The organism is Streptomyces sp. Isolate_45 (assembly GCF_024721315.2).
Lineage (GTDB): Bacteria > Actinomycetota > Actinomycetes > Streptomycetales > Streptomycetaceae > Streptomyces.
This window is the reverse complement of the sequence record NZ_JANFAK020000144.1, coordinates 1-20,016: the sequence shown is the minus strand read 5'-3', so window position 1 is coordinate 20,016 and position 20,016 is coordinate 1. Positions and strand designations below refer to the sequence as shown.

Genomic DNA, 20,016 nt, shown 5'->3' with positions numbered 1-20,016 from the left:
CCCGAGCTCCGGGGCGCCTGAGCCCCGGCCGGGCGGGGGGACGGGCTCGGGCGGCCGGAAACGCGGGCGGCCGGAGCCGGGACGGTCGGGCCTTCGGCCGACCAGGGCTCGAACGATCAGGCGGCCGGGCCGCCAGGCGCTCGGACAGTCGGGCGCCGGGACGGTCGGGCGGGCGGGCCGCCAAGCGACAGCGGTCAGGCCGTCCGCGGCGTGGGACCGGAGTCCGGAACCGGCTCCGGGTCCCCCTCGCCGTCCCCGGCCGCGCCCTCGGTCCCGGCCTCGACCGCGTCGTCGCCGTCGCGGGTCGCGGTCCACGCGGCGCAGTAGAGCAGCAGCTTGGCCATGAAGTTGATCCACAGCAGCAGGGCGATCGGCACGCCGAAGGCCCCGTACATGCTCTTGCCGGCGACCTCCCGGATGTAGCCGCTGAGCAGCAGCTTCAGCAGCTCGAAGCCGGCGGCGCCGATCAGGGCCGCCTGGAGCAGTCGGACGCGCGGGGGTTCGACGCCGGGCAGCAGGGTCAGGACGTAGAGCAGCAGCAGGAAGGCCGCCACGACGCCGACGAGGAAGGCGGCGGTGCGCAGCAGCACACCGCCCGCGCCGCCGGAGGACAGGCCGAGCGCCTCGCCGGACTTGCCGACCGCGCTGGATCCGATGATCGACGCGGCGGCGGAGGCGAGGCCCGCGCCGCCGAGACCGAGGAGGACGAGGGCGTCCTTGCCCTTGCGGGCGATGGGGTTGCCCTCGTCCTCGTCGTCCCTGTCCCACACCGCGCGCAGGCAGTCCCGCATCGAGCCGACCCAGCCGATGCCGGTGAACAGCAGCAGGGCGGCGGCGACGAGCCCGACCGTCCCCGCGTTCGCGACGAGTCCGTCGATGTCGAGCTGGTCGGAGATGCCGGGGACCTGGTCGGAGAGGTTCTTCTGGAGCCGGTCGAGCTGTTCCTGGCTGAGCAGGCCGGCGCCGACGGCGGCCGCCACGGTGATCAGCGGGAAGAGCGCGAGGAAGCTGATGAAGGTGATGGCGGCCGCGAGCCTGGTCCAGTGCACGCGGTCGAGCCGTTCGTAGGAACGCCACGCGTGCGTCCGCATGGCGGCGGACACCAGGGGCCCGATCACCGGGAGTTTCGTCAGCCAGTCCATGGGGCCACCGTAATTGAGCTGCCGGAAATAGCAGGGATTGCCGGTTTCGGGGACTACGGTCGTCGATTGTGACTTTTTGCCCGACGGCCCGTCCGTTCCACGTCCTGGTCCTGCGCAGCCTCAGGTTCCGCACCGTCCAGGCCCTGCGACCGCTGCGTCAGGAGCGGCGGCCCGTCGCCTCGGCGGCCGCGTCGGCGGGTGACCCGGACTGTGCGGGGATGCCCGTCGGGCCCGTGCCGAACGGGTACTCGCGCAGCTTGCGCCAGACGCCGTCCGAGCCCTGCTCGTAGAGTGCGAAGCCCTCGCACAGCCACTCGGCGGCGTAGTCGGCGAGCTCGGTGTGGGCCCGGTCCATCGCCTCCTCGGAGATCCCGTGGGCGACCGTGACGTGCGGGTGGTACGGGAACGCCAACTCGCGGCTGATCGGCCCCTCGGGGTCCCGGACCCGCCCCTGGAGCCGGGTGCAGCCCGCGACGCCCTCGGCGAGCTTGACGAAGACGACCGGCGAGAGGGGGCGGAAGGTTCCCGTCCCCGCCAGCCGCATGGCGAAGGGACGGAAGGACAGCGCGACCTCGGCCAGGTGGGCCCGGATCCGCGGCAGCCGGTCCGTGTCCACCTCGGTGGGCGGTACGAGGGTGACGTGCGTGGGAATGCCGTGCGCGGCGACGTCCCCGAAGCCCGCGCGCAGCTCCTGGAGTCGGCTGCCGTACGGCTCCGGGACCGCGATCGAAACGCCGAGCGTTGCGGTCCCCACGTCTGTCTCCTCCGTGTGTCTGTGTGCGCGGTGGCGTAACGGTGCGGCCGCCTGTCCGGGCGGTGCGGCACCGCCGGTCGTGCGGTGCTGCCGCCAGTGTGGCGGCAGCACCCCCCCTACCGCCAGGGGCGTCGGTCCGTCAGTGCTTGGCGGGCAGGAAACCGAGGCGGTCGTACGTCTGCGCCAGGGTCTCCGCGGCGACCGCCCGAGCCTTCTCCGCACCCTTGGCCAGCAGGGAATCCAGGGTCTCCGGGTCGTCCAGGTACTCCTGGGTGCGCTGCTTGAAGGGTGTGACGAAGTCGACCATCACGCCGGCCAGATCGGTCTTCAGCGCGCCGTACCCCTTGCCCTCGTACCTGATCTCCAGGTCGGGGATGCTCTCGCCCGTGAGGGTGGAGTAGATGGTGAGCAGGTTGCTGACGCCGGGCTTCTCCACTGCGTCGAAACGGATCTCCGCCTCGGTGTCCGTGACCGCGCTCTTGATCTTCTTCTCGGTGACCTTGGGCTCGTCGAGGAGGTTGACCAGGCCCTTGGGGGACGACGCCGACTTCGACATCTTGATCGCCGGGTCCTGGAGGTCGTAGATCTTCGCGACCTCCTTGACGATGTGCGCGGCGGGCAGCGTGAAGGTCGGGCCGAAGCGGGTGTTGAAGCGCTCGGCCAGGTCGCGGGTCAGCTCGATGTGCTGGCGCTGGTCCTCGCCGACCGGGACCGCGTTCGCCTGGTAGAGCAGGATGTCGGCGACCTGGAGGATCGGGTACGTGAACAGGCCGACGGTGGCGTTGTTGACGCCGCCCTTGGCGGACTTGTCCTTGAACTGCGTCATCCGGGAGGCCTCGCCGAAGCCGGTGATGCAGTTCATGACCCAGCCGAGCTGGGCGTGCTCGGGCACGTGGCTCTGGACGAAGAGCGTGCAGCGCTCGGGGTCCAGGCCGGCCGCGAGGAGCTGGGCGACGGAGAGGCGGGTGTTCGCGCGGAGGTCCTTCGGATCCTGCGGCATGGTGATCGCGTGGAGGTCGACCACCATGTAGAAGGCGTCGTGCGTCTCCTGCAGGGCGACGTACTGACGGATGGCTCCGAGGTAGTTCCCGAGGTGGAACGAACCGGAGGTGGGCTGGATACCGGAGAGCGCGCGAGGACGGTCAGAAGCCATGGCCACATTCTCTCAGGTGCGGGGGCTCGCTCCGGCCCGGCGCCGGCCGGAACAGGTCCGCGCCGGCGGCGCGCGGGCGACGGGCGGGGCACCCCGGCCCTGACGTGCGACGGGACCCGTCCGAGTACCGGGCGGTAGCGGGGCGGCCGGATCCCGCCCCGGCCGAGCGACCGCTTTGCGCCCCCGGGTCGGCGCTTGCCGCACCCGCCGGGCGACCGCTTTCGGCCCCGGCCCCGCACCCCGTTCCCCGGGGCGGGGACCGGGGGAACGGGGGAACGGGGGAACGGGGGCGAGTGCCCGACGAGTGGGCGGGCGGGCGGTCAGGCGAGCGGCAGGCCCGGCGCCGGGAAGGCCGCCATCAGGTCGGTGACCTCCGCGCGGACCGCTACGAGGGCAGCCTCGTCCCCCTTCGCGGCGGCGTCGACCGACCGGGAGATCCAGTCCGCGACCAACGGCATGTGCTCCGTCGACAGGCCGCGCGAGGTGAGCGACGGGGTGCCGATGCGGATGCCGGACGGGTCGAACGGCTTGCGCGTGTCGAACGGGACGGTGTTGTGGTTGACCACGATGCCCGCGCGGTCCAGCGCCTTCGCCGCGATCTTGCCGGGGACCTCGCGCGAGGTCAGGTCCAGCAGGATCAGGTGGTTGTCCGTGCCGCCCGACACCAGGTCGAAGCCCCGGGCCGACAGTTCGCCGGCCAGCGCCTTCGCGTTGGCGACCACCGCGTGGGCGTACGCGGTGAACGACGGCTGGGCGGCCTCGTGCAGGGCCACCGCGATGCCCGCGGTCGTCTGGTTGTGCGGGCCGCCCTGGAGGCCCGGGAAGACGGCCTTGTCGATGGCCTTGGCGTGCTCCTCGCGGCACATCAGCATCGCGCCGCGCGGACCGCGCAGGGTCTTGTGGGTGGTCGTGGAGATCACGTCGACGTGCTCCGCCGGGGAGGGGTGCGCCCCGCCCGCGATCAGGCCCGCGATGTGGGCGACGTCGGCGACGAGGACGGAGCCCGCCTCCTTCGCGATCGAGGCGAAGGCCTCGAAGTCGATCGTGCGCGGCAGGGCCGTACCGCCACAGAAGATGATCTTCGGGCGTTCGGCGAGGGCCAGTTCGCGCACCGCGTCGTAGTCGATCCGGCCGGTCTCCGCGGAGACGCCGTACTGCACGCCCCGGAACCAGGAGCCCGTCACCGAGACGCCCCAGCCGTGGGTGAGGTGGCCGCCCATCGGCAGGGCCATGCCCATGACGGTGTCGCCGGGCTTCGCGAACGCCAGGTAGACGGCCAGGTTCGCCGGGGAGCCCGAGTACGGCTGCACGTTGGCGTGGTCCACCCCGAACAGGCCCTTCGCCCGCTCGACGGCCAGGGCCTCGACGCGGTCGATGTTCTGCTGGCCCTCGTAGTAGCGGCGGCCCGGGTAGCCCTCGCTGTACTTGTTCTGGAGCACCGTGCCGGAGGCTTCGAGCACCGCGGCGGACACGTAGTTCTCGCTGGGGATCAGGCGCAGGGTCTCGGCCTGCAACGCTTCCTCCGCCTCGACGAAGGACGCCAGTTCGGGGTCGGTCGAGAAGAGGGCGGGGTGGCGGCGCGCGTTCATGGCGGCTCCTCCGGGGTCGATGTCGACATCTCGTCCCCGCGAGGCCCAGGCGAGCGGCCCTGTGTGCGGTCGTGCGCGCACGACTCCCCCGGAGTCCGTTCTCCGTGCGCCAGTCGCCGTGCGTGCCGCCCACCTTAGCGGGCGCGCCACGAGAAAGGTTTCTCCGTCCGGTCCGCGAGCGAGGATGGACAGTGACGCCACCCTCGTCACAGGCCCTGACGGACGATCGGAGACCCCGTGTCGACTACTGCTGATGCCATCCGTTCCGCCGACGCGCACAGCGCGCACAACTACCACCCCCTGCCCGTCGTCGTCGCGTCGGCGGAGGGCGCCTGGATGACCGACGTGGAGGGCCGCAGGTACCTCGACATGCTCGCCGGGTACTCGGCGCTCAACTTCGGTCACGGCAACCGCCGGCTGATCGACGCCGCCCGCGCCCAACTGGAGCGGGTCACCCTGACCTCCCGCGCCTTCCACCACGACCGCTTCGCCGACTTCTGTACGGAGCTGGCGGCGTTGTGCGGCAAGGACATGGTCCTGCCGATGAACACGGGCGCCGAGGCCGTGGAGACGGCGGTGAAGACCGCCCGCAAGTGGGGCTACGAGGTCAAGGGCGTGCCGGACGGCCACGCCAAGATCGTGGTCGCCGCCGACAACTTCCACGGCCGCACGACCACCATCGTGTCCTTCTCCACGGACCACGAGGCCCGCGACCACTTCGGTCCCTACACACCGGGCTTCGAGATCGTCCCGTACGGGGACCTCACGGCGCTGGCCCACGCCGTCACCGAGAACACCGTCGCCGTGCTGTTGGAGCCCGTGCAGGGCGAGGCCGGGGTCCTGGTCCCGCCCGCCGGATACCTGCCGGGCGTAAGGGAACTGACGCGCGAACGGAACGTCCTCTTCATCGCGGACGAGATCCAGTCGGGCCTCGGTCGGACGGGGAAGACCTTCGCCTGCGACCACGAGGGGGTCGTCCCCGACATGTACGTCCTGGGCAAGGCGCTCGGCGGCGGCGTCGTACCGGTGTCCGCGGTGGTGGCCGACCGGGACGTCCTCGGGGTGTTCCGGCCCGGCGAGCACGGGTCCACCTTCGGCGGGAACCCCCTCGCCTGCGCGGTCGCCCTGGAGGTGGTCGCGATGCTCCGCTCGGGCGAGTACCAGCAGCGCGCCGCCGAACTCGGCGACCACCTGCACCGGGAGCTGAACCTGCTGGTCGGCGGCGGCGCGGTGACCGCCGTACGGGGACGCGGGCTGTGGGCCGGCGTGGACATCGACCCGGCCCGCGGGACGGGCCGGGAGATCTCCGAGAGGCTGATGGAGCTGGGGGTCCTGGTGAAGGACACCCACGGCTCCACGATCCGCATCGCGCCGCCGCTGGTGATCTCCAAGGAGGACCTGGACTGGGGGCTGGACCAGCTCAGGACCGTCCTCGCCGACTGACCGGGCGACCGGTCGGCGGGCCTGGCGCCCGCCGGCCGGTCAGAGGATGACGTGGGGCAGGAAACGGGCGTACTCGTCCGTGACCGGCCCCGCGGATTCCCGGATGCCGAGCCCCGCCGACTCCTCCTCGACGACCCATGCGCCGAGGACGACGCGGTTGCCGTCGAAGTCGGGCAGCGGCGCCAGGGCCTGGAAGACGTACGTCTCCCCCTCGGCCGGCACGAACGGCTCGCCCTCCGCGCCCGCCTCGTGGAGCGTGACCCCGGCGCCCTCGCGGCCCAGCAGCGGCTTGGCCACGTAGCCGGCGGAGCCGGGCTCGGCGAGCTCGCGGGGGCCGTCGAGGTAGGCGGGGAGCAGGTTCGGGTGCTCGGGGAACAGCTCCCACAGGATGGCCAGGAGCGCCTTGTTGGCGAGCAGCATCTTCCACACCGGCTCGATCCAGGCGGTGGTTCCGGAGCCGCCGCCGTGGTCGTAGGTGCCCAGCACCTGCGGGCCGAACTCGTCGGTGGCCAGCCATTCCCACGGGTAGAGCTTGAAGCAGGCGCGGATGAACCCGAGCTTCTCGTCCACGAAGCGGCCGGACAGGCTGTCCCAGCCGATCTGCTCCACCGACAGGGCGTGCGTGTCGAGTCCGGCCTGCTCGGCGGTCTCCTGGAGGTAGGCGACCGTCATCAGGTCCTCGCCCAGCTCGTCCGTCTCGGAGTGCGCGAAGTGCAGCGGGCCGGGCGGCAGCAGTTCGGCCTGGCGGCGCCAGGCCTCGACGAGCCGCTCGTGGAGGGAGTTCCACTGGTCGGCCCCGGGGAAGCGCTCCTCCATCCAGAACCACTGCGGGCTCGCCGCCTCCACCAGGGAGGTGGGGGTGTCGGCGTTGTACTCCAGCAGTTTGGCGGGGCTGCCGGAGCCGTCGTAGCGCAGGTCGAACCGGCCGTAGAGGGAGGGCTGCTCGGCCCGCCGCCGCCAGGACTCGGTGATGAGCGCGATCAGCTTCGGGTCGGTGAGCCCGAGGTCCGCGAAGCGGTCCCGCTCGACGATGTGCGCGGCCGCGGCCAGGCACATGGCGTGCAGTTCCTCGACGACCCCCTCCAGCGCCTCGACCTCCGGGAGCGTGAAGGAGTAGTACGCGCTCTCGTCCCAGTAGGGGCGCAAGGAGTCGTCGGGAAACCGGGTGAGGGGATAGATCAGGCCCTGCTCCTCGACGGTCTTCTGCCAGTCGGGGCGGGGTTCGATGGTGTGGCGTTCCACGGGATCAGCCGCCGCTGGAGCCGGAGTTGCTGTGGCCGCCGATGCCGCCGCGGGTGACGGCCGACTTGTCGAAGCTGCCGCCGGCCACCTTGCCGGCGCTGACGTAGCCGCCGTAGTAGTACGAGCCGGTGCCGCCGCTCTTGCAGTCCTTGCTGTTCAGGTGGTTCAGCGTGGTGCGCGACGCGCAGCGCTTGTCCGGCTCGTCGTTGCTTCCGCAGGCCACGAGGGTGGCGGCGAGCAGACCCATGCCGCCCAGGGCGACCGCTCCCGACCGCATCCGGCGCCGGGTGGTGTTGCTGGTGTCCATGTGAATTTCGCTCCCCCTGTGTGACGTGTACTGCCGACGGCTGTCCGACAGCGTAGAGCGGGGGCACGCGGGGATGGAATCCGGCCGCCGTCACACCCTTGTCACGGTCGTGACCTAGAGTCGCTTCGTGCTGATTGGGATGATTTGCGCACTGGGTGCGGCGGCCTGCTTCGGTACGGCGTCGGTCCTGCAGGCGGTGGCGGCGCGGGCGACGGAGCCGGGGACCGGCTCCGGCGTGGACGCAGCGCTGTTCCTGCGGGCGGTCCGGCAGTGGCGGTATCTGGTCGGCCTCGGGCTCGACGGGGCCGGCTTCGTGCTCCAGATCGTGGCCCTGCGGCACCTCCCGATCTACGCGGTGGGCGCCGCGATGGCGTCCAGCCTGGCCGTGACGGCGGTGGTGGCGGCGCGGCTGCTGCACGTACGGCTGTCGGGGCGGGAGTGGGGCGCGGTGGCCGTGGTGTGTGCCGGGCTGCTGATGCTGGGTCTGGCCTCGGGGGCGGAGGGCTCGGGCACCGGGTCGACGGCACTGGCGTTCGGGCTGCTCGCCGCGGCCGCCCTGGTGCTGGTGGTGGGGGCGGCGGCGGGCCGACTGCCGGACGGGCCGCGCGCGCTGGTACTGGGCCTGGCGGCGGGTACGGGGTTCGGGGTCGTCGAGGTGGCGGTCCGGCTCATCGACTCCCTCACGCCGAGCGAGTTCGCGAACCCGGCGCTGTACGCCCTGCTGCTGGGCGGGGCCGCCGGGTTCCTGCTGCTCACCTCGGCCCTGCAGCGCGGCTCGGTGACGGCGGCGACGGCCGGGATGGTGCTGGGCGAGACGGTCGGCCCGGCGCTGGTGGGGGTGATCTGGCTCGGCGACCGGACCCGTGAGGGGCTGGCCTGGCTGGCGGTCCTCGGTTTCGCGGTGGCGGTCGCGGGCTCGCTCGCCCTGTCCCGCTTCGGGGAGCCGGGGCCCGAGCCCGGGGTCGAGGCCGCGGCGCCGACCCGAGACGTCTGATTTCGCTTGACCGGGCCGTCGTCCGGTGGGTGCCCCGTTCATCCGGCCGGCCGCGCAACGGATGCCGCCCGCGGCCGGCCGGTGCAGGCTGCGGGCAAGGACAGCCATCACCGCACAGACGAGGACCGTGCCATGTCCCACCTCCGGCGCATCGGCGTCATCACCGGGGCGGCCGCGCTGCTGCTCACCGCCACCGCCTGCTCGGGCCTCGGCCGGAGCACGGTCGGCACCCTCACCTTCCGCGGCCACGACTCCCCGCTCGAAGTGACCTACACCAACACGCCGGTCAAGGGCTGCCACCGCATCAGGGTGCCGGACGGCGCCACCCACGTCGAGAACAACACCCTCGTCGACGTCGTGCTGTACCGGACGCCGGACTGCAAGAAGCTGGAGGCGGAGGGCGGCATCTACGTCGCCACCACCCTCTCCAACGTCACCGCCCCCCACAGCCTGCCCTGGCGCAGCTTCAGCGTCATCCACTGAGCCCGGCCGGCCGCGGGACGGTCAGGGAAGGGCCGCCAGCAGGGCGGCGAGGGCCGGGGCCCAGGCGCTGTCGGACGGGGTGCCGTACCCCACCACCAGGGCGTCCCGCACGGGCAGGTCCGAGTCCGGGTGCCGGTAGCGCGCGAGGCCCTCCAGGGCCAGGTCCTGCCAGGCCGCGGCCTGCACCAGCGAGCGTTCCGCCCCCGCCGGGAGGTCCAGGACCGCGTGCAGCCCCGCCGCGATGCCGGACACGGGGACCTTCCCGGCCAGGGCCGCCACCAGCTCGTCCCGGCGGCGCCGGTAGCGCAGCCGCATGCCGCGCACGTGTCGGTCGTAGGCCCCCGAGGTGATGAACCGCGCCAGCGTCAGCTGGTCCAGGGCGCTGGAGGCCCAATCGGCGGGCCCCTTGGCCGCCAGTACCTCGTCCAACAGGCCCGGCGGGACCACCATCCAGCCCATTCGCAGCGCCGGGGTCAGGGACTTGCTCGCCGTCCCCAGGTACACCACCCGGTCCGGGTCGAGGCTCTGCAGGGCTCCGACGGGCCGGCGGTCGTAGCGGAACTCCCCGTCGTAGTCGTCCTCCAGGATCAGGCCGCCGCTCGTCCGCGCCCAGTCCACCGCCGCCGCCCGCCGGCCGGGGGTGAGGGCCGCGCCCGTCGGGAACTGGTGTGCGGGGGTGAGCAGCACCGCACCCGTGAGGGGGCCGAGGCCGACCAGGTCCGTGGTGCGGGCCCCGCCCCCGTCCAGCCACAGCGGGCGGGTGGTGAGGCCGGCGCGGGTGAGCAGGTCGCGGTGGATGTCCAGGGCGTAGCCCTCGACCGCCACCTCCCGGACCCGCCGCTCCCGCAGCACCCGGCCCATCAGCGTCAGCCCGTGGGCGAAGCCCGCGCACAGCACGATCCGGTCCGGGTCCGCGTACACCCCGCGCGTCCGCGCCAGGTAGCCGGCGAGCGCCTCGCGCAGCTCCACCCGGCCGCGGGCGTCCACCGCGTACCCGAAAGCCTCGTTCGGGGCGTCGATCAGCGCCCGCCGGGCCGCCGCCGCCCAGGCCGTACGGGGGAAGCCGCCCAGGTCCGGGGAGCCGGGCAGCAGGCTGTACGCGGGCCCCCCGCGCGCGGGGTGCCGGGTCCTTGCCGCCGCGGCCGCCCGGCGCGGCCGGGCCCGCTCGGCGACCCGGGTGCCGGAGCCCTGCCGGGCCGTCAGCCAGCCCTCGGCGACGAGTTCGGCGTACGCCTCCGCGACCGTGTTGCGGGCGATCCCGAGGTCGGCCGCGAAGGACCGGGAGGACGGCAGACGGGTGCCGGGCGCGAGCCGTCCGCTGCGCGCCGCCTCCCGCAGCGCCTCGGTCAGCGCGGCGCGCAGGCCCCGCCCCGCCGCGAGGTCGAGGTGCAGGTCGGCGCCGAAAGTGGCCCATGATCCGGTCATGGATGTGGACCATAGCGGCGGGCCGCCCGCTCCCTACGGTGGAGACATGGACAACCACACCGACACCACCGCGCTCGCCGCCGAACACGCCCCCCGCATGCGGATGGCCAAGCTGGCCCCCGAGGTCCACAAGGCCGTCCTCGGCCTGGAGATCGCCGCGCGCAAGGGCCTGGACCCGTCCCTCGTCGAGCTGGTCAAGATCCGCGCCTCGCAGGTCAACCACTGCGCCTTCTGCCTCGACATGCACACCAAGGACGCCCTCGCGGCGGGCGAGAGCGTCGAACGCATCGTGCAGCTCGCCGCCTGGGAGGAGTCGCGGCACTTCTACACGGAGAAGGAGCTGGCGGCGATCGAGCTGACCGAGGCCGTCACCGTCCTGACGGACGGTTTCGTGCCCGACGAGGTGTACGCGCGGGCCGCCGCGCAGTTCGAGGAGGCCGAACTGGCCCAGCTGATCGCCGTGATCGCGACGATCAACGTCTGGAACCGGATCGGCGTCACCACCCGCAGCACCCCGGGGCACTACACCCCGGGCCAGTACAAGCAGGGCTGACGGGGGCCCGGCCGGGTCGCCGCCGGCCGCCCCGGGCGGCGGGAGTCACTCCGGCCGGAACGACTCCAGGGCCGCCGTCAGGTGCGCCCGTACGGTCTCGCCGTCGGCGGCCGGGCCGGCCGCCAGCAGCGCCCACCGGCCGCCGCCCGGCGCGGTGACGATCCGTTCCACGCCCCGGCGGCGGCCGCCGCTCTCCGCGCTGTCGTACTCGTAGACCAGCTCGCAGGCACTGCCGGCGACCGGTTCGAGGGAGACCTGCCGGTAGCCCGGGTTCGCGCCCAGCGTCCGGGAGGACAGCCGCAGCAACTCGCACTCGCCCGTCGAGGCGGGCTCGGTGACCCGGAAGACCTGGAGCAGGGCGCTGCGGTCGCCCGGCGGGCGGTAGAAGGATCCGCTGCCGGTCTCGTCGCGGCTGCGCTCCCAGCCGTCGGGGACGGCGACCGAGAAGCCCGCCCCGTCGCGCACCACGGTGTGACCGGCGGCGGCCGTGCCGGTGGACGGGTCGGCGCTCGTGCCCGTACCGGCACCCGTACCCGGGACCGCGCTCGGACCCGGCGCCGCGCCCGTGCTCGACGTCGCGCTCGGGACCGGGCTCGGGACCTCGCTCCGCGCGGGAGCGGCGCCGGTGGGGGCCGCCGACGGCTCCCCGGTGGTGGTCAGCGAGACGGCCGGGCCGGGGCCCGCCGCGTTCCCCGACTCCCCCTGGCCGGTCAGTACGTACCACCCCGCCACGAAGGCCCCGGCGACCACGACGGCCAGCGCTCCGACCAGCAACGGACCCCGCGACGTCGAAGCGCCCCGGGCCCGGGGCGGCGGCGGAGCGACCACGGGCGGCTCGGGGGCCCAGGCCACGTACTGCGGCAGGGGCGGAAGCGGAAGCCCGGACGGCGGCTCGGGGTACGGGGAATCGGCCCCCGCCGGCGGCACGGGCGGCAGCCCGGGCGGGGGGCCGGGGTACGGGGGCTCGGCGGGCCGCGGGCCCCAGTCCCACCGCTGCGACTGCGGGTTCCGCTCGTCCTCGCTCACCGGGCGACCCTATTTTCGTCCCGCGCGCACCCGACAGCCGAATTCACGCCAAAGCGCCCCGGCCAGGTTTGGCCGGGGCGCTCGGACGTTCGGGGGATCGGCCGTCCGGGCGAACCGGACGGGCGGATCAGATCAGGCCGAGCTCGCGCACCGCGTCGCGCTCCTCGACGAGCTCCGCCACGGACGCGTCGATGCGCGCGCGGGAGAACTCGTTGATGTCCAGGCCCTGGACGATCTCGTACTTGCCGTCCTTGGTGGTGACGGGGAAGGAGGAGATGATGCCCTCCGGGACGCCGTAGGAGCCGTCCGACGGGATGCCCATCGAGGTCCAGTCGCCCGCGGCGGTGCCGTTGACCCAGGTGTGCACGTGGTCGATGGCGGCGTTGGCGGCCGAGGCGGCCGAGGACGCGCCACGGGCCTCGATGATCGCGGCGCCGCGCTTGGCGACGGTCGGGATGAAGGTGTCGGCCAGCCACGCCTCGTCGCCCACGACCTCGGCGGCGTTCTTGCCGGCGATCTCCGCGTGGAAGATGTCCGGGTACTGGGTCGCCGAGTGGTTGCCCCAGATGGTGAGGCGCTTGATGTCGGTGACGTCCGCGCCGGTCTTCTTCGCGAGCTGCGAGATCGCCCGGTTGTGGTCCAGACGGGTCATCGCGGTGAAGCGCTCGGCCGGTACGTCCGGAGCGGCCGCCTGCGCGATGAGCGCGTTGGTGTTGGCCGGGTTGCCCACGACCAGGACCTTGATGTCGTCCGCGGCGTGCGCGTTGATCGCGGCGCCCTGCGGCTTGAAGATGCCGCCGTTGGCGGAGAGCAGGTCACCGCGCTCCATGCCCTTGGTGCGCGGGCGGGCGCCCACGAGCAGCGCGACGTTGGCGCCGGCGAAGCCCTGGTTCGGGTCGTCGAAGATGTCGATGCCCTTGAGCAGCGGGAAGGCGCAGTCGTCGAGCTCCATGGCGGTGCCCTCGGCGGCCTTCATGCCCTGGGGGATCTCCAGGAGGCGGAGCTTGACCGGCACGTCCGCGCCGAGCAGGTGGCCGGAGGCGATGCGGAAGAGCAGCGCGTAGCCGATCTGGCCGGCAGCGCCGGTCACGGTGACATTCACGGGAGTGCGGGTCATGGCCTTCTCCGTTAGACAGCTGGCGGTGGGGCGTCCCTGCCCCATGTGCTGGACCCCAAGTGCGGGGCGGACGCCGCTTCGCAGCCTGTGAATCTTGACGTGAAGAGACATCCGCCGTCAGGCTATCCGACCCGCGGGGCCCCCAACCCCCGGCCCCGTGTGGTCCACGGCACACGGACCCGGTTCCGGGGCTACTCCACGCGGAGGATCTCGCCCGTCCGGTGCCCTTCCACGGACCTGACGTGGGCGTTGACCGCGCGGGCGACCGGGACCGGATCGAATCCGGCGAAGGTGTCCCCGTGGACGTCCATGGACTCGGTGAAGACGGTCGGACTGACGCCGTTGATCCGCTGCCGGCCGGGCAGCTCGATCGTGGCGGCCCGCACGAAGGCCTCGACCGCGCCGTTGACCAGCGGGGCCACCGAACCCGCCAGCAGGGGCTCGCGGGCCAGGATCCCCGTGATCAGCGTGTACGAGGCGTGCGCGGGCAGCCGCGGGGCGCCCTGGCGGACCAGCTCGATCCGGCTCACGGCCTTGCCCTCCAGCCCGGCGCGCACCTCCTCGACGGTCAGTTCACCCAGCGGCCGCCACGGCACGCCGCCCGCCACACAGGCCACGGCGTCCACGGCCCCCACCGCGTCGTACATCGCCCGGACGGATTGCGGGTCGGTGATGTCGACGTGGACGTCCGCGCCCGTACGGGAGGCCGTCACGACCTCGTGGCCGCGCTCGCGCGGCGCGGCGCGCACCGCCCGGCCGAGCGTTCCGTCCGCCCGATCAGGAGCACCTTCTGCCGGCTCGCGCCGCCGCCGGGCACGGCGGGTGGTGCAGCCGCCGGGCCGGGGACGGACCCTGGAGGTCCAGGTCAGGGCGGGCACGGAGACCCGGCCCTCCGTCGCGGCGGCCCTCGACGCCCTGACGCCCCTCTCCGCCGACCGGGACCCGGCAGCACGGCGAGGGTGACGGGCCGGCGCGCGGTTCGGACCGGTGCGCCGGGTCGGCCCGGCGCGCGCCCGTCCCGCGCGGCGCCCGGCCCGCTCGGACCGGGTCCTCGGCCCGCTCAGCGGACGGTGAAGCGGACCGCGGTTTCCAGGAACGGGATCTTCAGCCACGGTTGGGGCTCGATGACCATCGCGAGCAGCGTGATCGCCACGCCCAGCAACCCGTACGTGACCATGTCCGTGAAGCGGGAGCGCACCGCGAGCATGCCCACCGAGGGCAACGCGCGCCGCATCACGGCCGCCGCGATCAGGGCGATGCCGATCGCCAGGCAGCCCGCGCGGGGACGGCCCGTCGCCGTCAGCAGCAGCCCCACCGCGGTCGCGGCGAGGACGCCGAGCATCGGCCACTGGCGGGCGGGCGTCGACACGGCGCCCGGTATGGCCCGGCCACCGCCCTCGGGGCGGGCCGTGTCCTGGGTGACGGCGGGAAAGCGCCGCGACCGCGCCGCGACCGCGCCGGCCCGCGCCCGGTCCGACGACACGGGGCCGTCGGCCCCTTCGGGCCCGGCCTCCTCGGGCTCCACCGCCCCGGCCGCCGACTCCGGGCCGGCGCCCACGCCCGCGTCCGTACCTGCACCGGAACCCGCACCCGCACCCGCACCCGCCGGAGCGTCCGGGCCCGCACCCGCGCGGTGCGGCTCCGGCGTCCTCCCGGCGGCCGGGCCGCCGTCCGCGTCCTGCTCAGCCCGCACTGGTGATCCGTTCCGCCGCCTCGACCACGTTCGCCAGCAGCTGCGCGCGGGTCATCGGGCCGACGCCGCCCGGGTTCGGGGAGATCCAGCCCGCCACCGCGGCGACGCCCGGGTGGACGTCCCCGACGATCTTGCCGTTCTCGTCGCGGCTGACGCCCACGTCGAGCACCGCCGCGCCCGGCTTCACGTCCTCCGGCTTGACCAGGTGCGGCACGCCCGCCGCCGCGACGATGATGTCCGCCTGTCGCAGCAGCCCGGACAGGTCCCGCGTACCGGTGTGGCACAGGGTCACGGTGGCGTTCTCGGACTTGCGGGTGAGCAGCAGCCCGATGGACCGACCGACGGTGATGCCGCGGCCCAGGACGACCACGTGCGCGCCGTTGATCGCGACGTCGTGGTGGCGCAGCAGCTCGACGATGCCGTACGGGGTGCAGGGCAGCGGGCCCGGCTCGTTGAGGACCAGCCGGCCGAGCGACATGGGGTGCAGGCCGTCCGCGTCCTTGGTCGGGTCCATCAGTTCCAGGACCCGGTTGGTGTCGATGCCCTTGGGGAGCGGAAGTTGGACGATGTAGCCCGTGCAGTCGGGGTTGGCGTTGAGCTCCCGCACCACCTCCTCGATGTCCTCCTGCGAGGCGGTGGCGGGCAGTTCGCGCTGGATCGAGGCGATGCCCACCTCGGCGCAGTCCTTGTGCTTTCCGTTGACGTACCAGCGGCTGCCCGGGTCGTCGCCGACGAGCAGCGTGCCGAGGCCGGGCGTGATGCCCCGGTCCTTCAGCGCCGCCACCCGGGCGGTCAGTTCGGACTTGATCGCGGCTGCGGTGGCCTTGCCATCGAGAATCTGGGCGGTCATGTCGCCATCCTCCCGGATGGAGTGGCCCCGGTTCCAGTCAAGGTGCTCGACGGGGTCCTCCGTTGATTGCACTTGCACAACAAGTAAGGGGCCCCACGGCAACCGGCTGGACAAGGAACCACCCGCCCGACGACGATGCAACGACCAGAGTGCCGCGGGCAGTGCCGGGGGGCGGACCGCAAGTTGCAGAGTTCCTCCGCGCGTGTTGCCGTGCGTCCCCGCACTTCCACGGAGGAACACCCAAAGATGAGCTTCGGCGACCCGAACAACCCGTACGGACAGCAGCCCCAGGCCCCGCAGGGCCAGCCCGGCTACGGCTACCCGCAGCAGACCCCGCAGGGCGTCCCCGCGCAGGCCGGCTACGGCTACCCGCAGGGCACCCCCGGTGGTGGCTACCCGGGCACGCCGCTCACGATGCCCGGTGGCGTGACCGCCTCCCGCGTGCTGCTGTTCGTGATCGCCACGCTCCAGATCATCGGCGCCGGCATCTTCATGGTCGCCGGTGCGGCCGTCCAGAAGCTCAAGGACGACCCGACGGTCCAGGCCGACGCGCAGTTCGAGCAGCTGCAGGACTTCCCGACCGGCGCGCTGTACGCGTTCGCCGTGCTGATCCTGGCCTGGGGCATCCTCGCGATCGTCCTCGGCGTCAAGTTCGGCAAGGGCGGCAACGGCATCCGCGTGACGACGATCGTCTTCGCGTCGATCACGGCCATCGCCGGTATCTGGCCGTTCGTCGGAATCGGTCTGCTCCACACCATCCTGGCCATCCTGATCATCGTCTTCGTGGCGAAGTCGGACGGCGCGGCCTGGTTCAACCGCCAGCGCTGATCACCCCGCTCCACGACGAAGGCCGCGTCCCGCAGTGCGGGGCGCGGCCTTCGTCGTCGTTCGCGGCGGACCGGGGTCCGCGGCCGATCAGTGGAAGAAGTGGCGGGTGCCGGTGAAGTACATGGTCACGCCGGCCTTCTTCGCGGCCTCGATCACCTGCTCGTCGCGCACGGAACCGCCCGGCTGGACGACGGCCTTGATGCCCGCGGCGGTCAGGATCTCCAGCCCGTCCGGGAAGGGGAAGAAGGCGTCGGAGGCGGCGTACGAGCCCTGCGCGCGCTCGGCGCCCGCCCGCTCGACGGCCAGCTTCGCCGAGTCGACGCGGTTGACCTGCCCCATGCCGACGCCGACCGAGGCACCGTCCTTGGCGAGCAGGATCGCGTTCGACTTGACGGCCCGGCAGGCCTTCCACGCGAAGGCGAGGCCGGCCAGTTCCTCGCCGGACAGGGCGTCACCGGTGGCCAGGGTCCAGTTCGCCGGGTCGTCGCCCTCGGCCTGGAACAGGTCCGACTGCTGGAGGAGCGCGCCACCGCTGATCGGCTTGAGGTCGCCCGGCTGGTGCGGGGTGCCGTCCACCTTCAGGACGCGGATGTTCTTCTTCTTGGCGAGGACCTCGACGGCGCCGTCCTCGTAGGCGGGCGCGGCGACGACCTCGGTGAAGATCTCCGCGATCTGCTCGGCGAGCTCGACGGTCACCGGGCGGTTCACGGCGATGACGCCGCCGAAGGCCGACAGCGGGTCGCAGGCGTGCGCCTTGCGGTGGGCCGCGGCCACGTCGGTGTCCACGGCGATCCCGCACGGGTTGGCGTGCTTGATGATCGCGACGCAGGGCTCGTCGTGGTCGTAGGCGGCCCGGCGGGCGGCCTCCGTGTCGACGTAGTTGTTGAAGGACATCTCCTTGCCGTGCAGCTGCTCGGCGTTGGCGAGCCCGCCCGGCTGACCGTCCGTGTAGATCGCGGCGGCCTGGTGCGGGTTCTCCCCGTACCGCAGGGTCGACTTGCGCTCCCAGGCGCCGGCGAGGAACTCGGGCAGCGCCGCGTCCTCGGACTCGGGCGCGTACGCGTTCGTGAACCACGAGGCGACGGCCACGTCGTACGCGGCGGTGTGCTGGAAGGCCTCGGCCGCGAGCCGCTTGCGGGCGGTCAGGTCGAAGCCGCCGTTCTTCACCGCGTCGAGGACGTCGGCGTAGCGGGCGGGGCTGGTGACGACGGCGACCGACGGGTGGTTCTTGGCCGCGGCGCGCACCATCGAGGGGCCGCCGATGTCGATCTGCTCCACGCACTCGTCCGCGGTGGCACCCGACTGGACGGTCGCGAGGAAGGGGTAGAGGTTGACGACCACCAGGTCGAAGGGCTCCACGCCCAGCTCGGCGAGCTGGTTGCGGTGGTCCTCCAGGCGCAGGTCCGCGAGGATGCCGGCGTGCACGCGCGGGTGCAGGGTCTTGACGCGGCCGTCGAGGCACTCGGGGAAGCCGGTGAGCTCCTCGACCTTGGTGACGGGCACCCCGGCCGCGGCGATCTTCGAGGCGGTGGAGCCGGTGGAGACGAGCGCGACGCCCGCCTCGTGCAGGCCGCGGGCCAGCTCTTCCAGTCCCGTCTTGTCGTAGACGCTGACGAGCGCACGACGGATCGGCCGCTGGGTCGTGGTCGGTTCGTTGCTGTTCGCGCTGGCTGCGGGCTCTACGCGCTCTGCGGCGGTCACTGGATCGTTACCTTTCGTCCCTCAATGCGATAGCCGTGCCGGGCCAGGCGCCCCACGACGTCAACGAGCAGCTGGCGCTCGACTTCCTTGATCCGCTCGTGCAGAGCGGCTTCGTCCTCCGCGTCCCGGATCTCCACGACACCCTGGGCGATGATCGGCCCGGTGTCCACGCCGCCGTCCACGAAGTGGACCGTGCAGCCGGTGACCTTCGCGCCGTAGGCGAGGGCGTCCCGTACGCCGTGCGCGCCGGGGAAGGCCGGGAGGAGGGCGGGGTGGGTGTTGATGAACCGGCCGCCGAAGCGGTCGATGAAGGCCTCCCCCACGATCTTCATGAACCCGGCGGAGACCACGAGGTCAGGCGCGTGGGCGGCGGTCGCTTCGGTGAGCGCGACGTCCCACTCCGCACGGCTGCCGTAGGCCTTGACGGGGCACACGAAGGTGGGGATCCCGGCCTTCTCCGCCCGTTCCAGGCCGGCGATGTTCTCGCGGTCCGCGCCGACGGCGACGACCTCGGCGCCGAAGCCCTCGGCTCCGCCGGGGTGGGCTTCGATGGCGTCGAGCAGGGCCTGGAGGTTGGTGCCGGAGCCGGAGACCAGCACGACCAGGCGGGAGGCGGGCATGGGAGGCCCTTTCTTACGGGAATGCCGTTGTTGGTCTTGTGTGGTCGTACGAAACTACGACGTGCCGACGCATGGGCAACCGTACGAAGCCACCGACCGCCTGCAACGATACCTGCACACCCGACCGCCCCCGAGGGACGGGGGGACGGGCGGGCGGTAGCGTCTGCATACAAGCCGCGCACGCCGCGGAGCGCGCCGCCGGACGCGGCACGTACCGCGTCCACGACACAGGGGAAGTAACGCACTCGATGCCGGACCGCCGTCAGCCCGACTCCTCGACCGACGACAACCCCTTCGCGGCTCCCCCCGAGGGCCGGCCCGACCAGCCGTGGAAGCCGCGCGGCGGCGGTCCGGGTGACGCCCCCGGCCAAGGTCCGGGCCAGGGCCCCGGCCCCGGCCAGGGGCCCGGCGGCGGCCCCGGCGGCTCCCCCGAGGGAGGCGGCGGCCCGGCACGCTGGGACCCGATGGACCCCGTGCAGCGCCGGGCGCGGTACGCGCTCCTGGCCGGTATGTGGGGCTTCTTCTTCGGCATCTTCGGCATCCCCTCGATGGGGCTGCTGCTGGGCGCGCTCGCCATGTACTGGGGCATCAGCGCGCTCCGGGGCGGGCCCGCGCCCGCGTCCGGGACCGCCTCCGCGACCGGCTCCGGTACCGGCACCGCGGCGAAGCCCGACCGCCTCGCCGCCCTGGGGCCCGCGGCCCGGCCGCAGCGGGCGGCGGCCGTCAGCGGCCTGGTCACGGCCTCGCTGGCGCTGCTGCTCGCGGCGAGCTCGTACGCGCTGCAGCTCGCGTACAAGGACTTCTACGTCTGCCGCGACGACGCCCTGACGCGCACGGCGGAACTCCAGTGCAACACCCTGCTCCCGGACAACGTGGTGGGCGACATCCTGAAGGTCCAGCGCTGACGCTCCCGCCCGAACGCGCGTGGCCGGCCCCGATTCGGGGCTGGCCACGCGCGTTCGGGCGAAGTGACGTCACTCCTCCGGGGGGCGTCGCGACAGGATCCGGGCACCCGCCACCGGCGGGAGCAGGGGCGCCGGGCCGACGGGCCTCTCCGGCGCGGGCGGGGCGGCCGCGTCGAACGCCACGACCGGCT

At 73.3% G+C, this 20,016-nt stretch carries 20 protein-coding genes; 6 read left to right on the top strand and 14 right to left on the bottom strand.

The annotated features are described in order from the left end of the window. Positions 1–194: 194 nt before the first annotated feature. From NOD94_RS32365 to glyA, 4 genes are all read right to left on the bottom strand, one after another. Entirely contained in the window at positions 195–1,142 is a 948-nt protein-coding gene (locus tag NOD94_RS32365; RefSeq protein WP_281209742.1) for a YihY/virulence factor BrkB family protein, read from the bottom strand. A gap of 157 nt (positions 1,143–1,299) precedes the next feature. Beyond that, the gene (locus NOD94_RS32360) at positions 1,300–1,896 is read right to left on the bottom strand and encodes a 2'-5' RNA ligase family protein (RefSeq protein ID WP_281209741.1); all 597 of its coding nucleotides are present in this window, start codon (positions 1,894–1,896) and stop codon (positions 1,300–1,302) included. A 139-nt stretch (positions 1,897–2,035) separates the two neighbouring features. Beyond that, positions 2,036–3,049, bottom strand: coding sequence for a tryptophan--tRNA ligase (gene trpS, locus NOD94_RS32355; RefSeq protein ID WP_281209740.1), 1,014 nt, complete (start codon positions 3,047–3,049; stop codon positions 2,036–2,038). 320 nt (positions 3,050–3,369) lie between these two features. After that, a complete protein-coding gene (gene glyA, locus NOD94_RS32350) occupies positions 3,370–4,638 on the bottom strand; it encodes a serine hydroxymethyltransferase (protein WP_281209739.1) in 1,269 nt (422 codons plus the stop codon). Positions 4,639–4,875: 237 nt separating this feature from the next. On the opposite strand from glyA, the gene rocD reads away from it, so the two are divergent. Then, the gene (gene rocD / locus NOD94_RS32345) at positions 4,876–6,081 is read left to right on the top strand and encodes an ornithine--oxo-acid transaminase (RefSeq protein ID WP_281209738.1); all 1,206 of its coding nucleotides are present in this window, start codon (positions 4,876–4,878) and stop codon (positions 6,079–6,081) included. 39 nt (positions 6,082–6,120) lie between these two features. On the opposite strand, the gene NOD94_RS32340 is transcribed toward rocD, so the two are convergent. Further along, positions 6,121–7,323, bottom strand: coding sequence for a glutathionylspermidine synthase family protein (locus NOD94_RS32340; protein ID WP_281209737.1), 1,203 nt, complete (start codon positions 7,321–7,323; stop codon positions 6,121–6,123). A 4-nt stretch (positions 7,324–7,327) separates the two neighbouring features. Then, the gene (locus tag NOD94_RS32335) at positions 7,328–7,630 is read right to left on the bottom strand and encodes a hypothetical protein (RefSeq protein ID WP_281209736.1); all 303 of its coding nucleotides are present in this window, start codon (positions 7,628–7,630) and stop codon (positions 7,328–7,330) included. A 139-nt stretch (positions 7,631–7,769) separates the two neighbouring features. Here NOD94_RS32335 and NOD94_RS32330 point away from each other — a divergent pair, with 139 nt between their 5' ends. Both NOD94_RS32330 and NOD94_RS32325 read left to right on the top strand, forming a co-directional pair. After that, positions 7,770–8,624 (top strand): hypothetical protein, encoded by an 855-nt coding sequence (locus tag NOD94_RS32330; protein WP_281209744.1) that lies wholly within the window; start codon positions 7,770–7,772, stop codon positions 8,622–8,624. 132 nt (positions 8,625–8,756) lie between these two features. Continuing rightward, a complete protein-coding gene (locus NOD94_RS32325) occupies positions 8,757–9,107 on the top strand; it encodes a hypothetical protein (RefSeq protein WP_281209734.1) in 351 nt (116 codons plus the stop codon). A gap of 21 nt (positions 9,108–9,128) precedes the next feature. Here the strand turns inward: NOD94_RS32325 and NOD94_RS32320 are convergent, their stop codons facing one another. After that, positions 9,129–10,532 (bottom strand): PLP-dependent aminotransferase family protein, encoded by a 1,404-nt coding sequence (locus tag NOD94_RS32320; RefSeq protein ID WP_281209733.1) that lies wholly within the window; start codon positions 10,530–10,532, stop codon positions 9,129–9,131. Between the two features lie 46 nt (positions 10,533–10,578). Between NOD94_RS32320 and NOD94_RS32315 the strand changes: the two genes are divergently transcribed. Further along, positions 10,579–11,085 (top strand): carboxymuconolactone decarboxylase family protein, encoded by a 507-nt coding sequence (locus tag NOD94_RS32315; protein ID WP_281209732.1) that lies wholly within the window; start codon positions 10,579–10,581, stop codon positions 11,083–11,085. 45 nt (positions 11,086–11,130) lie between these two features. On the opposite strand, the gene NOD94_RS32310 is transcribed toward NOD94_RS32315, so the two are convergent. The 5 genes from NOD94_RS32310 to NOD94_RS32290 form a co-directional block, all read right to left on the bottom strand. After that, positions 11,131–12,111 carry a hypothetical protein gene (locus NOD94_RS32310; protein WP_281209731.1) on the bottom strand — a complete coding sequence of 327 codons (981 nt, stop codon included), beginning with the start codon at positions 12,109–12,111 and terminating at the stop codon, positions 11,131–11,133. 127 nt (positions 12,112–12,238) lie between these two features. Beyond that, positions 12,239–13,228 (bottom strand): malate dehydrogenase, encoded by a 990-nt coding sequence (locus NOD94_RS32305; protein ID WP_281209730.1) that lies wholly within the window; start codon positions 13,226–13,228, stop codon positions 12,239–12,241. 191 nt (positions 13,229–13,419) lie between these two features. Continuing rightward, positions 13,420–14,106 (bottom strand): short chain dehydrogenase, encoded by a 687-nt coding sequence (locus NOD94_RS32300; protein WP_281209729.1) that lies wholly within the window; start codon positions 14,104–14,106, stop codon positions 13,420–13,422. Positions 14,107–14,288: 182 nt separating this feature from the next. Continuing rightward, positions 14,289–14,921 carry a DUF3017 domain-containing protein gene (locus tag NOD94_RS32295; protein WP_281209728.1) on the bottom strand — a complete coding sequence of 211 codons (633 nt, stop codon included), beginning with the start codon at positions 14,919–14,921 and terminating at the stop codon, positions 14,289–14,291. Further along, positions 14,911–15,771 (bottom strand): bifunctional methylenetetrahydrofolate dehydrogenase/methenyltetrahydrofolate cyclohydrolase, encoded by an 861-nt coding sequence (locus NOD94_RS32290; RefSeq protein ID WP_281209727.1) that lies wholly within the window; start codon positions 15,769–15,771, stop codon positions 14,911–14,913. Before NOD94_RS32290 ends, NOD94_RS32295 begins: the two co-directional genes overlap by 11 nt. 246 nt (positions 15,772–16,017) lie before the next feature. Between NOD94_RS32290 and NOD94_RS32285 the strand changes: the two genes are divergently transcribed. Then, positions 16,018–16,599 carry a hypothetical protein gene (locus NOD94_RS32285; RefSeq protein ID WP_281209726.1) on the top strand — a complete coding sequence of 194 codons (582 nt, stop codon included), beginning with the start codon at positions 16,018–16,020 and terminating at the stop codon, positions 16,597–16,599. A gap of 87 nt (positions 16,600–16,686) precedes the next feature. On the opposite strand, the gene purH is transcribed toward NOD94_RS32285, so the two are convergent. Together purH and purN are read right to left on the bottom strand one after the other, a co-directional pair. Next, positions 16,687–18,228: a bifunctional phosphoribosylaminoimidazolecarboxamide formyltransferase/IMP cyclohydrolase gene (purH, locus tag NOD94_RS32280; protein WP_281209743.1), complete on the bottom strand. Its 1,542-nt coding sequence runs from the start codon at positions 18,226–18,228 to the stop codon at positions 16,687–16,689. A 68-nt stretch (positions 18,229–18,296) separates the two neighbouring features. After that, positions 18,297–18,920: a phosphoribosylglycinamide formyltransferase gene (gene purN / locus NOD94_RS32275; RefSeq protein WP_281209725.1), complete on the bottom strand. Its 624-nt coding sequence runs from the start codon at positions 18,918–18,920 to the stop codon at positions 18,297–18,299. Between the two features lie 248 nt (positions 18,921–19,168). Between purN and NOD94_RS32270 the strand changes: the two genes are divergently transcribed. Continuing rightward, positions 19,169–19,825, top strand: a complete 657-nt coding sequence (locus NOD94_RS32270) for a hypothetical protein (RefSeq protein WP_281209724.1) — start codon at positions 19,169–19,171, stop codon at positions 19,823–19,825. The last annotated feature ends 191 nt before the right edge of the window (positions 19,826–20,016 follow it).

Bases quoted from the DNA above. Each gene is read 5' to 3' on its own strand.
- NOD94_RS32330 (WP_281209744.1), top strand. From the start codon at position 7,770: ATGATTTGCGCACTGGGTGCGGCGGCCTGCTTCGGTACGGCGTCGGTC.
- NOD94_RS32305 (WP_281209730.1), bottom strand. From the start codon at position 13,228: ATGACCCGCACTCCCGTGAATGTCACCGTGACCGGCGCTGCCGGCCAG.
- trpS (WP_281209740.1), bottom strand. From the start codon at position 3,049: ATGGCTTCTGACCGTCCTCGCGCGCTCTCCGGTATCCAGCCCACCTCC.
- NOD94_RS32365 (WP_281209742.1), bottom strand. From the start codon at position 1,142: ATGGACTGGCTGACGAAACTCCCGGTGATCGGGCCCCTGGTGTCCGCC.
- NOD94_RS32315 (WP_281209732.1), top strand. From the start codon at position 10,579: ATGGACAACCACACCGACACCACCGCGCTCGCCGCCGAACACGCCCCC.
- NOD94_RS32335 (WP_281209736.1), bottom strand. From the start codon at position 7,630: ATGGACACCAGCAACACCACCCGGCGCCGGATGCGGTCGGGAGCGGTC.
- NOD94_RS32285 (WP_281209726.1), top strand. From the start codon at position 16,018: ATGAGCTTCGGCGACCCGAACAACCCGTACGGACAGCAGCCCCAGGCC.
- NOD94_RS32270 (WP_281209724.1), top strand. From the start codon at position 19,169: ATGCCGGACCGCCGTCAGCCCGACTCCTCGACCGACGACAACCCCTTC.
- NOD94_RS32325 (WP_281209734.1), top strand. From the start codon at position 8,757: ATGTCCCACCTCCGGCGCATCGGCGTCATCACCGGGGCGGCCGCGCTG.
- purN (WP_281209725.1), bottom strand. From the start codon at position 18,920: ATGCCCGCCTCCCGCCTGGTCGTGCTGGTCTCCGGCTCCGGCACCAAC.
- NOD94_RS32290 (WP_281209727.1), bottom strand. From the start codon at position 15,771: ATGACCGCCCAGATTCTCGATGGCAAGGCCACCGCAGCCGCGATCAAG.
- NOD94_RS32320 (WP_281209733.1), bottom strand. From the start codon at position 10,532: ATGACCGGATCATGGGCCACTTTCGGCGCCGACCTGCACCTCGACCTC.
- glyA (WP_281209739.1), bottom strand. From the start codon at position 4,638: ATGAACGCGCGCCGCCACCCCGCCCTCTTCTCGACCGACCCCGAACTG.